The organism is Cupriavidus sp. WS (assembly GCF_000395345.1).
GTDB lineage: Bacteria > Pseudomonadota > Gammaproteobacteria > Burkholderiales > Burkholderiaceae > Cupriavidus > Cupriavidus basilensis_B.
In genome coordinates this window covers 1-14,212 of record NZ_AQPL01000149.1, presented here as the reverse complement: position 1 = coordinate 14,212, position 14,212 = coordinate 1, and the positions used below count along the sequence as shown (strand labels likewise).

14 protein-coding genes and 1 riboswitch are annotated in these 14,212 nt (G+C 72.1%); of the genes, 7 read left to right on the top strand and 7 right to left on the bottom strand.

What is annotated here, in order from left to right; all coding sequences use genetic code 11:
* From K206_RS0113620 to K206_RS0113600, 5 genes are all read left to right on the top strand, one after another.
* The coding region (locus K206_RS0113620) for a cobaltochelatase subunit CobN (protein ID WP_020202959.1) at nucleotides 1-1,437 on the top strand (1,437 nt) is incomplete at its 5' end.
* The gene (locus K206_RS0113615) at nucleotides 1,434-2,486 is read left to right on the top strand and encodes an ATP-binding protein (RefSeq protein ID WP_020202958.1); all 1,053 of its coding nucleotides are present in this window, start codon (nucleotides 1,434-1,436) and stop codon (nucleotides 2,484-2,486) included. The genes K206_RS0113620 and K206_RS0113615, both read left to right, overlap by 4 nt.
* Before the next feature lie 194 nt (nucleotides 2,487-2,680).
* Nucleotides 2,681-3,157, top strand: coding sequence for a VWA domain-containing protein (locus K206_RS0113610; RefSeq protein ID WP_020202957.1), 477 nt, complete (start codon nucleotides 2,681-2,683; stop codon nucleotides 3,155-3,157).
* Between the two features lie 217 nt (nucleotides 3,158-3,374).
* A complete protein-coding gene (locus K206_RS0113605; RefSeq protein ID WP_020202956.1) occupies nucleotides 3,375-3,617 on the top strand; it encodes a type II toxin-antitoxin system Phd/YefM family antitoxin in 243 nt (80 codons plus the stop codon).
* Nucleotides 3,614-4,069 (top strand): type II toxin-antitoxin system VapC family toxin, encoded by a 456-nt coding sequence (locus tag K206_RS0113600; protein WP_020202955.1) that lies wholly within the window; start codon nucleotides 3,614-3,616, stop codon nucleotides 4,067-4,069. The genes K206_RS0113605 and K206_RS0113600 overlap by 4 nt, the downstream gene beginning before the upstream one ends.
* Nucleotides 4,070-4,171: 102 nt before the next feature.
* Here the strand turns inward: K206_RS0113600 and K206_RS0113595 are convergent, their stop codons facing one another.
* The 3 genes from K206_RS0113595 to K206_RS0113585 are packed head-to-tail and all read right to left on the bottom strand — an operon-like array spanning nucleotide 4,172 to nucleotide 9,035.
* A complete protein-coding gene (locus K206_RS0113595; RefSeq protein ID WP_020202954.1) occupies nucleotides 4,172-5,230 on the bottom strand; it encodes a HoxN/HupN/NixA family nickel/cobalt transporter in 1,059 nt (352 codons plus the stop codon).
* A 33-nt stretch (nucleotides 5,231-5,263) separates the two neighbouring features.
* Nucleotides 5,264-6,766 carry a PepSY domain-containing protein gene (locus K206_RS0113590; protein ID WP_020202953.1) on the bottom strand — a complete coding sequence of 501 codons (1,503 nt, stop codon included), beginning with the start codon at nucleotides 6,764-6,766 and terminating at the stop codon, nucleotides 5,264-5,266.
* Nucleotides 6,767-6,785: 19 nt separating this feature from the next.
* On the bottom strand, nucleotides 6,786-9,035 hold the full coding sequence (locus K206_RS0113585) for a TonB-dependent siderophore receptor (protein ID WP_020202952.1): 2,250 nt from the start codon (nucleotides 9,033-9,035) through the stop codon (nucleotides 6,786-6,788).
* Between the two features lie 119 nt (nucleotides 9,036-9,154).
* A riboswitch (cobalamin riboswitch) is annotated at nucleotides 9,155-9,412 on the bottom strand.
* Nucleotides 9,413-9,700: 288 nt separating this feature from the next.
* Here K206_RS0113585 and K206_RS0113580 point away from each other — a divergent pair.
* Nucleotides 9,701-11,254, top strand: coding sequence for a methyl-accepting chemotaxis protein (locus K206_RS0113580; RefSeq protein WP_020202951.1), 1,554 nt, complete (start codon nucleotides 9,701-9,703; stop codon nucleotides 11,252-11,254).
* A gap of 27 nt (nucleotides 11,255-11,281) precedes the next feature.
* On the opposite strand, the gene K206_RS0113575 is transcribed toward K206_RS0113580, so the two are convergent.
* Together K206_RS0113575 and K206_RS0113570 are read right to left on the bottom strand one after the other, a co-directional pair.
* Nucleotides 11,282-11,758, bottom strand: a complete 477-nt coding sequence (locus K206_RS0113575) for a DUF2501 domain-containing protein (RefSeq protein ID WP_020202950.1) — start codon at nucleotides 11,756-11,758, stop codon at nucleotides 11,282-11,284.
* 57 nt (nucleotides 11,759-11,815) lie between these two features.
* Nucleotides 11,816-12,775 carry a GlxA family transcriptional regulator gene (locus tag K206_RS0113570; protein WP_020202949.1) on the bottom strand — a complete coding sequence of 320 codons (960 nt, stop codon included), beginning with the start codon at nucleotides 12,773-12,775 and terminating at the stop codon, nucleotides 11,816-11,818.
* Nucleotides 12,776-12,907: 132 nt separating this feature from the next.
* Between K206_RS0113570 and K206_RS0113565 the strand changes: the two genes are divergently transcribed.
* Complete coding sequence (locus tag K206_RS0113565; protein WP_029043599.1) at nucleotides 12,908-13,216, top strand: DUF1272 domain-containing protein; 309 nt, start codon at nucleotides 12,908-12,910, stop codon at nucleotides 13,214-13,216.
* Between the two features lie 29 nt (nucleotides 13,217-13,245).
* Here the strand turns inward: K206_RS0113565 and K206_RS38185 are convergent, their stop codons facing one another.
* Both K206_RS38185 and K206_RS0113555 read right to left on the bottom strand, forming a co-directional pair.
* Entirely contained in the window at nucleotides 13,246-13,515 is a 270-nt protein-coding gene (locus K206_RS38185; protein ID WP_020202947.1) for a hypothetical protein, read from the bottom strand.
* 96 nt (nucleotides 13,516-13,611) lie between these two features.
* On the bottom strand, nucleotides 13,612-14,212 hold a 601-nt coding region (locus tag K206_RS0113555; RefSeq protein ID WP_020202946.1), incomplete at its 5' end, for a YbfB/YjiJ family MFS transporter.

Below are 14,212 nucleotides of genomic sequence, written 5' to 3'. Positions count from 1 at the left end.
GAGCGGCTCGAATTGCTGGCGACGCGCCTGCTCGACGAGGATGCCGCGCCCGCCGGCCTGCCGCGCGCCGCCGCCGTGCTGGCGCGCCTGCGCGCCGAGGTGGCGCCCAGGCTGGACGCCTGCGGCGAGCAGGAAATGCGGCAGCTCGCGCGCGGGCTGGCGGGGCGCTTCGTGCCGCCCGGCCCGAGCGGCGCGCCGTCGCGCGGCCGGCCCGACGTGCTGCCCACGGGCCGCAATTTCTATTCGGTCGACACGCGCGCGGTGCCCACGCGCACGGCGTGGACGCTCGGCCTCAAGTCCGCCAACCAGTTGATCGAGCGCCATCTTCAGGAGCACGGCGACTACCCGCGCGCGGTGGGCCTGTCGGTGTGGGGCACGGCCACCATGCGCAGCGGCGGCGACGACATCGCGCAGGCCTTCGCGCTGATGGGCGCGCGGCCCAGGTGGGCTGCGGGCAGCTTCCGCGTGACGGACTTCGAGATCCTGCCGATGGCCATCTTCGACCGCCCGCGCGTGGACGTGACGCTGCGCGTGTCGGGCTTCTTCCGCGACGCCTTCGCCAACGTCATGCGGCTGTTCGACGCCGCCGTGCAGGCCGTGGCCGAGCTGGACGAGCCGCCCGAGCTCAACCCGCTGCGCGCACGCGTGCTGGCCGAGCGCGCCCGCCTCGAAGCACAGGGCCTGCCCGCGGCCGAGGCGCGCCGCCGCGCCGGCTGGCGCGTGTTCGGCGCGCGCCCGGGCGGCTATGGCACGGGTTTGCAGGACCTGATCGACAGCCGTGCCTGGCAGGACGACAACGACCTCGCCCAGGCCTACCTGCAGGCCGGCGGTCATGCCTACGGGCAGGGCACCGACGGCGTGGAGGCGCGCGCCAGCTTTGCCGCGCGCCTGTCCGGCCTGGACGCCGTGGTGCAGAACCAGGACAACCGCGAGCACGACCTGCTCGACGCCAACGACTACTACCAGTTCCAGGGCGGCATGGCCGCCGCCGCGCGCACCTTCGGCGGCGCGCAGCCGGCCATCTACCACGGCGACCACAGCAACCCGGCCGCGCCGCGCATCCGCACCTTGCAGGAAGAAATCAGCCGCGTGATCCGCGCGCGCGTGGTCAATCCCAAGTGGATCGACGGCGTCAAGCGCCACGGCTACAAGGGCGCCTTCGAGATGGCCGCCACCGTGGACTACCTGTTCGGCTTCGATGCCACCACGCGCGTGGTGTCCGACCACCAATACGCGCTGGTGGCCGATGCCTACGTCAACGACGCCGACACGCGCGCGTTCCTGCGCCGCCACAACCCGCGCGCGCTGCACGCCATCTGCGAGCGCCTGCTCGAAGCCGCGCAGCGCGGCCTGTGGCAGGCCCCCGGCGAGCGCCGCGCCCAACTCGAACGACACCTGCTCGACAGCGAGCAGGCGCTGGAAGGAGCTTCCCGATGACCGCCGCCGCACAGCGTTCGCGCTTGCCGTTTCCGTTCAGCGCGCTGGTGGGCCAGCCGCGCCTGCAGCAGGCGCTGCTGCTGGCCGCGGTCGACCCCGGCATCGGCGGCGTGCTGGTGAGCGGGCCGCGCGGCACCGCCAAGTCCACCGCCGCGCGCGCGCTGGCCGAGCTGCTGCCCGAAGGGCAGTTCGTTACGCTGCCGCTGGGCGCCAGCGAGGAACAGCTCGTCGGCACGCTGGACCTCGGCCACGTGCTGCGCCAGAGCGAGGTGCGCTTCGCGCCGGGGCTGCTGGCGCGCGCGCATCAGGGCGTGCTCTACGTGGACGAGGTCAACCTGCTGCCCGACCATCTCGTCGACCAGTTGCTCGACGTGGCCGCCAGCGGCGTCAACGTGGTGGAGCGCGACGGCGTCTCGCACCAGCACGAGGCGCGCTTCGTGCTGGTCGGCACCATGAACCCCGAGGAAGGCGAGCTGCGCCCGCAATTGCTGGACCGCTTCGGCCTCGCGCTGACGCTGGAGAACTGCACCGACGCGGCGCAGCGCCAGGCCATCGTGCGCACCCGGCTGGCCTTCGACACCGATCCCGAGGCGCTGCGCGCGCGCCACGCCGGCGCGCAGGAAGCGTTGACGCGGCAGGTGCGAGTCGCGCGGGCCGCGCTGGCGGCGCTGCCGTTCGGCGATGCCGTGCACGAGCGCGTCAGCCGCCTGTGCCTCGATGCCGCCGTGGACGGCGTGCGCGCCGACCTCGTGATGCTGCGCGCGGCGCGCGCGCTGGCCGCGCTGCAAGGCGACGCCGCCATCGCGCCGGCGCATGTGGATGCCGTGGCGGAACTGGTGCTGCATCATCGCCGGCAGGCGCCGCCCGATGCCGGCCGCGCGCCGGACGGCGCGGAGGCTGACGCGCCGGCTGGCGCGCAGGCGGGCGAGCGCGGCGACGCCGGCAGCGCGGCCAATCCCTGGGGCGCATTGCCGCCGCCCGCGGACAGCGGCGCGGCCGGCGTCGCTCCGGTCAAATCCGTGAGGCCGCTGCCCGCAAAAAAAGCCTGAGCCACCGGCAGGCCGCCACCGATTCCGGGCAGGGCGGCAACCGGTGGCAAGCCCCTCGTTTCGCCGCGCCACGGCCGCGGCAAGGCCGTCTTGCCGGCACCCGCATCCACTGGCCGCGCACGCTCGCCGCCAAGGGCGCCGCGCCGCTCGCGCCCGCGCATCTGCGCCTGCGCGCGCAGCATGGCCACGCCGGCGTGCTGCATTGCTTCGTGCTGGACTGCTCCGCCTCCATGCTGCACGGCCGCCAGCTCGCGCTGGCCAAGGGCGTGCTGCTGCGCCTGCTCCAGCGCGCCTACCAGGCCCGCGCCGAGGTCGCGCTGGTGTGCTTTGCCGGCAGCCACGCCGAAGTCCGCCTTCAGCCGGCCCGCGCGCGGCCGTGGAGCGAAGCCTGGGTACGCCCGATCGCCGGCGGCGGCGGCACGCCGCTCGCGCTCGGCATGCAGCGCGCGGGCGAGGTGCTGGCCGGCGCCGCCCGCCGCCGCCCGGCGCAGCAGCGCTGGCTGTGGCTGCTCAGCGACGGCCGCAGCGCGGAGCAGCCCGCGCGCCCGCGCGGGGCGGATGCCGTGATGGTGGTGGACTTCGAACAGCAGACGGTGGCGCTGGGGCGCTGCCGCGAACTGGCGGCGGCGTGGGATGGGGAGTGGGTGGCGGTGGAAGCACTCCTAAAATGAGAATCCGGGACTTCCTGGCGATGGTCGCGGGTGCCCAGAATCGGATGGCGGCTGAAAATACCCCGCATCCTGCATGCATCCGAAGCCATTTGTGCCATCCGACGTCGTCGTGAAAGGAGCTCATGTGACCGCACAACAACGCAACGCAAGCGTTGCCCGCACCACCTCCATCAAATTTGCTAGACTAGACCGGTTCATAGACCAGATGGAGGCTAGCATGTTTGTCGAGGTGGGTTCCTACGATGCCAAGACCAGGCTGCCCGAATTGCTGCGCAAGGTGGAGCAGGGCGAGCGTTTCACCATCACCCAGCGTGGCCGTCCCATTGCGGACCTCGTGCCGAGCGCGGACAACAGCCGGCTCGGCGCGGAAGCCGCGGTCGCGGCGATGCGCGCCACTACCCGGGTGCAGGGTGTGGCGGCCGACGAACTCGGCCGCTGGATCGCGGAGGGGCGCCGGTGACGTCGGCGGTGCCGGTGGTGTCCGCGGTGCCGGCGACGCTGGTGCTGGATGCCTCCGTGGCGCTGGCCTGGCTGTTCGAGCGGACGGAGCCGGCGCAGGCCGATTGCGCCGGGCGGGTGCTCGCGGCGCTGCCGTCATGCCGCGTGCTGGTGCCGCCGCTGTGGCACGTGGAGACCGCCAACGCGCTGCTGGTGGCCGAGCGCAGGCAGGTCGTGAGCGAGGCCCAGGTGGCGGATTTCGTCGCCAAGCTCGGCCGCCTGCCGATCGAGACCGACGTGGCGGCGCCCGCGGAGCGCAGCGAGGTCGTCATGGGGCTGGCCCGCGAGCACGCGCTGACCGCCTATGACGCCAGTTACCTGGATCTCGCGCTGCGCAGCGGCGCGGCGCTGGCGACCTTCGACGTCGCGCTGGCGGATGCGATGCGGCGGGCCGGCGGCATCGTGTTCGCCTGAGTCCGCCGCCGCGCGGGCCGTTCCGCGCGCATGCGCAGGCGGCTTCGTGCCGTTTTCATCGCTGCTGCACCGCGTTCACATCGCATTTGCAGCGGCGCGCCGTCACCCCATCCGCACCTCGATCTCGTCGTACCGCCGCACGCGGTACACCACCATCGACACCAGCCAGCTCAGCACGAACACGCCGATGATGACGTAGCCGAGCATGCCGAAGTGTGCGTTGAGCTCGCCGACCACGTCCCACAGGCCGCCCGCCAGGCCGAGCTTGTCGGCGATCAGGCCGAGCGCCTCGATGCCGCCGATCACCACCGCCACCACCACCGAGACCAGCGTGATGGTCATGTTGTAGTAGAGCTTGCGGATCGGCTTGGTGAAGGCCCAGCCGTAGGCGCCCAGCATCAGGATGCCGTCGGTGGTGTCCACCAGCGACATGCCCGCGGTGAACAGCGCCGGGAACACCATGATGGTCCAGAACGGCACGCCCTTGGCGGCCTCGGCTGCGGACAGGCCGAACAGCGCCACCTCGGTGGCGGTGTCGAAGCCCAGGCCGAACAGCAGGCCCATCGGGAACAGGTGCCAGCTGCGGCTGGCGAGGCGGAACAGCGGGCGGAAGAGGCGCGCGAGGAAGCCGCGGTTGTTGAGCAGCAGGTCCAGGTCCTGCTCCCTGAGCGGCTCGCCGCGCCTGACCGCGCGGAACGCGCGCCACACCGAGATCAGGATCAGCAGGTTGAAGAAGGCCAGCAGGAACAGGAACAGCGCCGAGACGCTGGTGCCGATCATGCCGCCCACGGCCTTCATGTCGGCGAAGCGCGTCTGCAGCGCCGCCGCGGCGATGGCGATGCCGACCGACATCAGCGTGACCACGGTGGAGTGCCCGAGCGAGAAGAAGAAGCCGACCGTGACCGGGCGCTTGCCTTCCTGCATCAGCTTGCGCGTGACGTTGTCGATGGCGGCGATGTGGTCGGCGTCCACCGCGTGGCGCAGGCCGAGCGTGTAGGCCAGCACGGCCGAGGCCAGCAGCATGGGATGGTCGCGGAACGCGGCCAGCGCCCAGATCCAGGCGCCCACGTTGGCGGCGATCAGCAAGGCGTACAAGGCGATGGTCTTGCGGCGCACGTCGTCGTGCTGGTCGTTGAAGATGCTGGCGAGGAAGCGGAGCATGGGGCGGTGGACGTATCGGGTGGACGGCGGTTTTCAGGAGCGGCGCAGGCGCGGGCGGAACAGGCGCCGCCAGCCTATCACCACGCCGCTGACGGAGATGACGAGCCCGGCGATGGACAGTGCCCACATGGCAATGTCCCACGCCGGGCGGTGTTGCAGCAGCCAGCCGAGGTCCCAGCTATGCGCGGCGTTGAACAGCCAGCGGTAGGCACGCCGGCTGCGGTCGCTGCGGCCGAGCAGGCTGCCGCTGGCCGGGTCGAGGTAGGCCCAGGTGGCGGCGGCATCGTCGAAGCGCACGCGCAGCACCGGCAGCCGGCGCGGCTGGTGATGGCCATACCAGTAGGCATCGGGCTGCGTGAGCCGTTCGCTGCCGGCGACGCGGGCGCCGGGCACGAGGCTGGCCGCGGCGGCGGTCAGCGCCGCGTCGTCCGGCGCGGGTGCGCGGCCGCCGTCGGCGCGCACGGCGCGGCTGCCTCCGCCCGCGCCCGCCGCCAGCAGCAGCGGCAGTCCCGCCTGCCAGACCATGCGGATCTCGCGCGGCGCGGCCATGCCGTCCAGCCGCGCGGCCAGCGCATCGCCGTCGAGCTCGGGGAAGCGCGGCAGCGTCTGTCCCGCATAGCGCTCCAGCGCGGACTGGTCGAAGTTGCGCGCGGGGAACCACTGGTTGGGATTGACCGAGAGCCAGCCGCTGGCCAGCCACGCCAGCAGGAACAGCGCGCCGCCGAGCCCGGCGACGTGGTGCCAGGCCATCCAGCCGTGGTAGGGCGAGGTGCCGCCCGCGCTGCCGTGCGCGAAGCGGCGGCGCACGCGCAGCCGCAGCCAGCCGATCCAGATGCCGCTCACCGCCACGGCGACGCACACGCCGGAGGTCCACAGCACCACCTGGCGCCACAGCGGCGGGTCGGCGCGCACCGGTGTGAAATACAGCCAGTGCGGCACGGCGCCCAGCCAGTTCCAGAAGCGCTCGGCGCGGTTCGTGTCGCGCATGACTTCACCGGTGCGCGCGGACACGTACAGCTCGGTGCCGGCGGCGTCGCCGAGCGCGATGCGGTGCAGCGGGCGCCAGGCGTTCAGGCCGTTGGGCACGGTCCACTGGTCGCGCGCGGCGGTCTCGGCCCAGCGCGCGCCGGGCGTGCCGGCGAAGCGCGCGGCGATGTCGCGCGCGGCGGCGGCGTCCACCTGTTCGATGCGCGTGCCGTCGCGCGCCGAGACCGTATGCGGCTGGCCGCGCCAGTCGACCATGCGGTAGACCGGCAGCGCGCCCATCATCTCCAGGCGCAGGCTGCGCGGGAAGCGGTCCAGCCCCGCGCCGGCCAGGGCCGCGGCGGGCGCGACGCGCACCGCCGGCAGGTCCAGCGGCGGCAGGCCGGCGTGGCGCTCGCTGTCGGTCAGCGCGGGGAACGCCACGTACATCATGACCAGCCCGGACAGGAACCACATGGCGATCAGCAGGCAGCCGGCGATCCCGGCCCAGCGGTGCACCAGGTAGAGCCAGCGGCGCGCGCAGCGCCAGCAGCGTTCCGGCCAGGACAGCAAAGGGCGCGCCACGGCCGGGCTAGAAATAGAAGTTGGCCGACAGCTCGGCCGCGCGCGGGCGGCCCAGCAGCCACTGTCCGCCGCTGTTGCCGGAGGTCTCGGCGTAGTCGCGGTTGAACAGGTTGTAGACGCGCAGCGCCAGCGCGGTCTGGCGCGACACGCGCCACTGCAGCGCGGCATCCACCACCGTGTACGAAGGCATGGCCGCGGTGTTGGCATTGTCGGTATAGCGCCGGCCCACGTAGCGCAGGCCGCCGCCCGCCTGCCACTGCGGCGCGAAGGCCCAGGTCAGCCATAGGTTGGCGGCCTGCTGCGGCACGCCGGTCGGCACGTTGCCGTTGCGCGAGACCAGCGCGCCGTTGACGCTTTCGGCGAAGTCGTCGTAGCGGGCGCGCAGCACGGTGCCGTTGGCATCCACGCGCAGGCCGCGCATCAGCTCGATGCTGAGCGACGCCTCCAGCCCGCGCGAGGACTGCTCGCCCACCTGCACCGACAGCGCCGGGTTGCCGGCGTCGCGCGTGAGCAGATTCTTCTTGACGATCTGGTAGGCGGCGAAGGTCCATTCGCCGCGCCTGTTCCAGAACGCCTGCTTGACGCCGGCCTCGATCTGCCGGCCGGTGGCGAGCCGGAAGTCCTTCTGCGCGTCCGAGGTGGTGATCAGCGCGCCGAGCGGATCGGTGGCGGTGGCGTACTGCGCGTAGACCGACAGCGATGGCGTGAATTCGTAGACCGTGCCCGCGCGCCAGGTGGCGTTGTTGAAGGTGCGGGTCCAGTCGTCGCCGGTCAGCAGGTTGCCGCGCTCGAGTTGGGCATGGTCGAAGCGCACGCCGCCGATCACCGACCATTGCCGCGTGAGCTTGAGGCGGTCCTCGCCGAACAGGGCGGCCTGGGTGGTGTGGGTGCGGTAGCGCGGCGAAGTGACCACGCCCGGCGGGCTGAAGAACTGGCCCGGGTCGAACTGGTACGCGCCGACGGTGGAGGCGCCGCCGTAGGGCGAGTTGTTGCTGTGGGTGAAGTTGATGCGGTTGACGTCGAAGCCCGCCATGACCGTGTTGGCCAGGCCGAACAGCTGGCCGTCGACCTTCAGGTCGGCGCGGTCGCCGATCTGCTCCTGGTCGTGCAGGATCTCCAGGTAGTCGGTGCGGCGCACCTGCCCGGTGGCGGGCAGGTAGGTGTAGGACTCCGAGTCGCGCCAGTGGCGCTGGCTGGTGAGGTAATAGAACTGGTTGCGCACGGCCACGCGCTCGTTGGGCTGCCATTCGGCGGCCAGCCGGGTCCAGCGGTCGCGGTAGGTGATGGTGCTGTCGCCCACGTTGTAGTTCTTCGTGCGCAGCGAGGTATCCAGGCTGCCGTTGACCAGCGGCGTGCCCAGGTAGCGCATCGGGTGCTGGTCGCCGTCGTCGTAGGACAGCGTGAGGTTGAATGCCGGCGAGACGTCGAGCCGCACCGCGGCGGACACGTCCACGTCGCGCGATTCGCCGCGGTCCACCCAGCCGGCGGAGCGGCCGTAGTTGACGTTGAAGCGGTAGGACAGGTTCTCGTTGACCGCGCCGCCGCTGTCGAAGGCCGCGCGCGCGGTGCGCTGCGTGCCGCCGGTGAGCTGCAGCTCGTTGGTGATGGGGCCGCGCAGCGGCTTTTTCGGGATCACGTTGACCACGCCGCCGATGGCGCCCTCGCCGTACATCACGGAGGCCGCGCCGCGCAGCACCTCGATGCGGTCCACCGACCACGTATCGAACGGGAAGGTGACGGTGCCGGCCGCCACGTACAGGCGCGTGCCGTCGTACAGCTGCATGACCGAGCCCTGGCCCGAGAAGCCGCGCGCGGCAAGCGCCGTGCCGCCGTTGCCGGGCGCGCCGGCGGCGGTGATGCCGGTGGCGCGCGACACCGCGTCGCTCACGCTCTGGTCGCCGCGCTCGCGGATGGTCTCGCCGGACAGCACCTCGATGCTGGCCGGGGTCTCGAGCGGCGTCAGCCCCAGGCGGCTGCCGGTGCTGGCGGGTTCCGACAGCGACAGGCCCGGCGGCAGCGCGGCGCTGCTGACCACCACCGGCGGCAGCGCCGCGGCCTCTTTCTGCGCCGGGCGCGCCGGCGGGCGGCCGGCCTCGATGTCGTCGGCGGCGCGGGCGGCGTCCGCGCCGGCACCGGCAAAGGCGCCCAGCGACAGGGCCAGCGCGCACTGGCGCGCCAGCGTGCGGCGGATGGGGATGAAGCGGAGCCGGCCGGAGGCGGGCAGCAGGCGGCGGGCAAGGCGGTGGCGCGCGGACATGGACTTTCCATCGTTGGACGCGGGCGACCCCGCCCGCGGCAATGAACGAACCAGCCACGGACGCGCGCGCCGGCGCCGGGCGCAGCCCGGCGGCCTCACGCGCGGTGCCCGTCCGCAGCCGCTGTGATGGGTCGCAAGGCCGGTATCCGGGCTCGCAGGGGGATGCGCTGCCGGGTGGGCGCGTCCGGGGTGCCGCCTTCCCGCGCGTGGTTGCGCGCAGTGGCTGCCGCTGCTTGTGGGGCGCGGCGTGACACCTTTCTACCTGCTGACCGTTGCGGGGGCAGCACAGGACTTGCCGCGGCGGGGCGGCGCACCTGTTTCCCGTTTAACCCCTGACCGCGCAACGCGGGCGGGGCACCTTCGATCCTTTTGCAACCCGGTTGCAAAAGCAGTGCGGGTGCGAGGCGGATTGTAACGGGATTTAAGTGATCCGGGGCGGTAGTTTTTACCCGGCGTGGCTGCGCCGCGAAGCCGGCGCATTGCGCCGACATGATGAATCGTGTCGTCATCGCGAGGCATCGTCCGGCATCTTTTTGGTGTTTCCGGCACCGCGCGCGGGAATACCGCATGCGGCGCTAAAGAAGGCAGGGCGTGCTCCGATATCCGGGGGAACACCGCCTGCCTTTTGCACGGCCGGTGCCCGTCCCGATAACGCGAACCTCGTCATGAACCACCTGACCCTGCGAAAAAAGCTGTGGATTCCCCTTGTGCTGGCCTGGCTCGGCCTGCTGCTGCTGACCGTGATGCACGCCTTCCAGACCCGGCAGTTGCAGATGGCCGACCGCCGCGGCGAGCTGGCCAACGTGGTCGACATGTCGCTCTCGCTGGTGCGCGACTACGCGGAACTGGCGCGCCAGGGCAAGATGAGCGAAGCCGAGGCCAAGGCCCAGGCCACCGCCCGCATCGCCGCGCAGCGCTACGGCAAGGATGGCTACATCACCATCGTGGGCGCCGATTCGGTGCTGGTGATGCACCCGATCAACGCCAAGCTCAACGGCAAGAACATGATCGATTTCAAGGACGCGAAGGGCAAGGCGCTCTACGTCGAGATCGCCGCGCGCGGCGCCTCGCCCGAGGGCGCCGGGCACCTGGACTACTGGTGGCCCAAGCCGGGCAGCGACCAGCCCAGCCCCAAGATCGGCTACGTGGCGCGCTACAAGCCGTGGAACTGGGATCTGGTGGCGGGCACCTACATGGATGACGTGGAGGCCCAGTTCCGCTCGTCGCTGTATCAGTCGGTCGGCCTGCTGGTGCTGCTCGGCATCGTGATCTCCGGCGTGGCCACGCTGGTGATCCGCAGCATCCAGAAATCGGTGGGCGGCGAGCCCGCCGACGCGGCCGCGCTGGCCCTGCGCATGGCCTCCGGCGACCTGACCGTGCGCGCCGGCACCGCGCCGGACGACCGCGCCAGCCTGATGTACGCGATCGGCCATATGCGCGACCAGCTCGCCGGCACCGTGGGGGGCATCCAGCAGGCGGCCGATTCCATCAGCGCCGCGGCGCAGCAGATCGCCGCCGGCAACTCCGACCTGTCGGGCCGCACCGAGCAGCAGGCCGCCTCGCTGCAACAGACCGCCGCCAGCATGGAGCAGCTCACCGCCACCGTGCGCCAGAACGCCGACAACGCCGCCGAGGCCAGCCAGTACGTGGCCGACGCCGCGCAGATCGCGCAGCAGGGCGGCAGCGTGGTGAGCGAGGTGGTGGACAAGATGCGCGGCATCACCGCCAGCTCGCGCAAGATCAACGACATCATCGGCGTGATCGACGGCATCGCCTTCCAGACCAATATCCTGGCGCTCAACGCCGCGGTGGAAGCCGCGCGCGCCGGCGAGCAGGGCCGCGGCTTTGCCGTGGTGGCCGGCGAGGTGCGCAACCTCGCGCAGCGCAGCGCGAGCGCGGCCAAGGAGATCAAGACCCTGATCGTGGAATCGACGGGGCAGGTCGACAGCGGCTCGGCGCTGGTCGAGCAGGCCGGCCAGACGATGGCCGAGATCGTCAGCGCGGTGGGCCGCGTGACCGCCATCATGGACGGCATCGCCTCGGCCACGGCCGAGCAGCGCACCGGCATCGAGGAGGTCAACCGCGCGGTCTCGCAGATGGACCAGATGACGCAGCAGAACGCGGCGCTGGTGGAGCAGGCCAGCGCGGCCGCGGCCTCGCTGGAAGACCAGGCCGGCGCGCTGCACCAGGCGGTGTCCGCCTTCCGCCTGGCGGCCTGAAGCGCGCCGCGATGGCGGCGGCGGTGGCTAGAGCAGCGACTTGCCCTGTGCCAGGATCTTGTCGCAGACCTGCTTGGTGATCTGCTCCTTGAGGCCGCCGCCGCTGAGGTCGAGCTTGCCGCCCTCGGCGCTGCTGAGGATGCCCTTGGCGCCTTCGCTGTAGCCGGGGTCGGACGCCGGCGCGCCGCCGAGCTTGCCCAGCAGCTTGTCCTTGACCGAGGCGGCGCCGCTGCCGCCGCCCAGGTAGTTGTTCTTGACGCAGAACTCCAGCACGCCGGCCACGTTGCCGGTGCTGCCCGAGCTCAGCGATTGCAGCGAGGGTATGCCGCCGCCCCCGCCGCCCAGGCTGCCGGCCAGCCCTCCCAGGCCGCCGCTGCCGCCGCCCGAGCCGTTGCCTTGCGTGGCGCCCTTGAGCAGGTCGCCGAGTTGCGCGTGGGCCGCCGCCGGCAACAGGGCGGCGGTCAGGATCGATACGGCGGCGAGGCGGCTAAAGCTGGCTTTCATGCGATGCTCCTTTCTGGTGGATCAAAAGCGAGCTTCCAATATAGCGCCTCGCCGCATTCAGGGTGTGACGCGCCACGCGGAAGGCGTCACCGGCTCTTCGAGCCGCCACGCCGCGCGGAATGCGTGCGGGCTGGCGAAGCCGCACCGCGCGGCCACCTGTTCCACCGGCCAGTCGCTTTCCCTGAGCAGCCGCCGCGCCAGCGCGATGCGCAACTGCTGCTGGTACTGCTTGAGCGTCACGCCGCATTGTTGCCGGAACAGCCGCGCGAGTTGACGGTAGCTCAGCGCGAAGCGGGCGGCCAGCGCCTCGTAGGGCAGCGCGTAGTCCGGCCGGGCCGTGAGGAAATCCTGCACCGCGTGGATCACCGCGTGGTCGTGGCCGCGGTAGCGCAATTGCGCGTCGAGCGCCGGGTCCTGGCTCAGGCGCCGGAACGGCACCACGTTGTCGCGCGCCACGCGGATCGCCGCAGGCGCGCCGAAGTCCCGCGCGATCAGGTGCAGCGCGAGATCGATGCCGGCGGTGACGCCGGCCGATGTGACCAGCCCGCCGTCGTCGACCAGCAGGCGGTTGGCCAGCACGCGCGCGGCGGGGTAGCGCTGCTGCAGCCGCTCCAGGTAGTCGTGGTGCGTGGTGCAGTGGCGCCCGTCGAGCAGCCCGGCGGCGGCCAGCAGCCACGCGCCGGTGCAGACGCTGGCCAGCGTGATGTCGCCCAGGCGCGGGCGCGCCACCTCCTGCAGCCAGCGCACGAGCACGCGGTTGCCGGGCGCGAGCGGGGCGTCGGGCGCGAGCTTGCAGCCGGCCACGATCACGGTGTCGCCGCGCGCCAGCTTCGCCGGCAGGGGCCGCAGCGCGCTCAGCGCCAGCCCCTGGAAGCTGCGCAGCTCGCGCTCCGGCCCCGCGCAGATGCACTCGACCGTGCCCAGTCCCAGCTCGCCGAGCGCGCCGAACAGTTGCAGCGGCCCGGCCAGGTCCAGCACGTGCACGCTGGGCGGCACCACGAAGTAGATCCGTTTCATCGGGTTTCGGAGGAAGGTCGCATGGCATGGCAGGTTTTTTACGCAGCGTGGCAGATTGCCGGCTTTCCGGCGGGCAGCCTTGTTCCTACCATGTCATGTAAATTACCTGGCCACGTCGATATGGGAGACATGATGCTACAACTGCGACCCACTTGCGAACATTGCGACAAGGCGCTGCCGCCGGCGGCGACGGACGCGCGCATCTGCAGCTACGAATGCACGTTCTGCGCCGCGTGCGTGGACGGCCTCCTGCAGAACGTATGCCCCAACTGCGGCGGCGGCTTCACGGCGCGGCCGGTGCGGCCGGCGCGCAACTGGCGCAACAACAACTGCCTGGACAACGACCCGGCCAGCACGCAGAAGAAGCACAAGCCGGTCGACCCGCAGGCGCACGCGCGCTTCGCGGCGGCCATCGCGGGCATCGCGCCGGAGCGGCGCTGAGAAGCGGTTAGCGCGGGGGCGCTTATCGCCTATGCGTCGCGGTGATGCAGCAGCGTCACCAGCAGCGACGCATCCTCGATGCCGCGCAGCGCGTCCATCTCGATCGCGCCTTCGAGGCAGTGCACGGTCAGCGCGCCGGGCACGCTGTGTGCCGGCAGCGACTTGCCGGCCAGCAGCACCAGCCGCATGACCTGCAGGTCATGCGCGCGGACCAGGGTCAGGTTCTGGGTTTGCCGCAGCGCCGCGCCCTGCGGGCGGAGCTTGACGATTTCACCGGGTGCCGCGTGATGTTGTGCCATGACCGTTCTCCAGGCGGGCCGGATGCGCCGCGCATGCTAACGGAATAGCGCAAGGCCGGCCCGGCCGCAAGGCGTGCTTGCCCGGGCCGGCGGCATTCAGCGCGCGCCGCCCGCCTGCCGGCGGCGCAGCGCGAAGTCGGCCAGCAGCGCCAGCGCGAGCGCCACGCCGCCGCAGGCGAAGATGAGCGCGTAGTTGTTGTGGGTGGCGCCGAACAGGTAGGAGTAGCCGTAGCCGCCGAGCGCCTGGAACAGCGCGAACGCGGTGGTCGCGCGGCTCCACGCCGCGCGCTGTTCCGCGTGGTCGTGCGGCACCATCTCGTGGATGCGGCCGAGCACCAGCGGCACGATGCCCGGCGTGAAGACGCCGAGGATGACCGTGGCCACGCCGATCAGCATGCCGTTGCCGGACAGCGCCAGCAGGCCCGCGGCCAGCGCCTGCAGCGCCAGCGCGATGCGGTAGGCCGCGCGGAAGCCGATGCGGTCCGCCACGTTGCCGCACAGCACCGGGCCGGCGATGGCCGCGACGCCGTACAGCACCCAGTAGCCGGAGCCGGCCGCCGCGCCGCGGCCCAGCCCGCGCGCCACGTAGTCGACCAGCAGGACCATCGCCGGCACCAGCCCCAGCGCGTTGGCGGCATATTGGGCGTACAGCACCCGCATGGCCGGGCCTTCGCGGCGGGCCGGCGGCGCGGCGGGC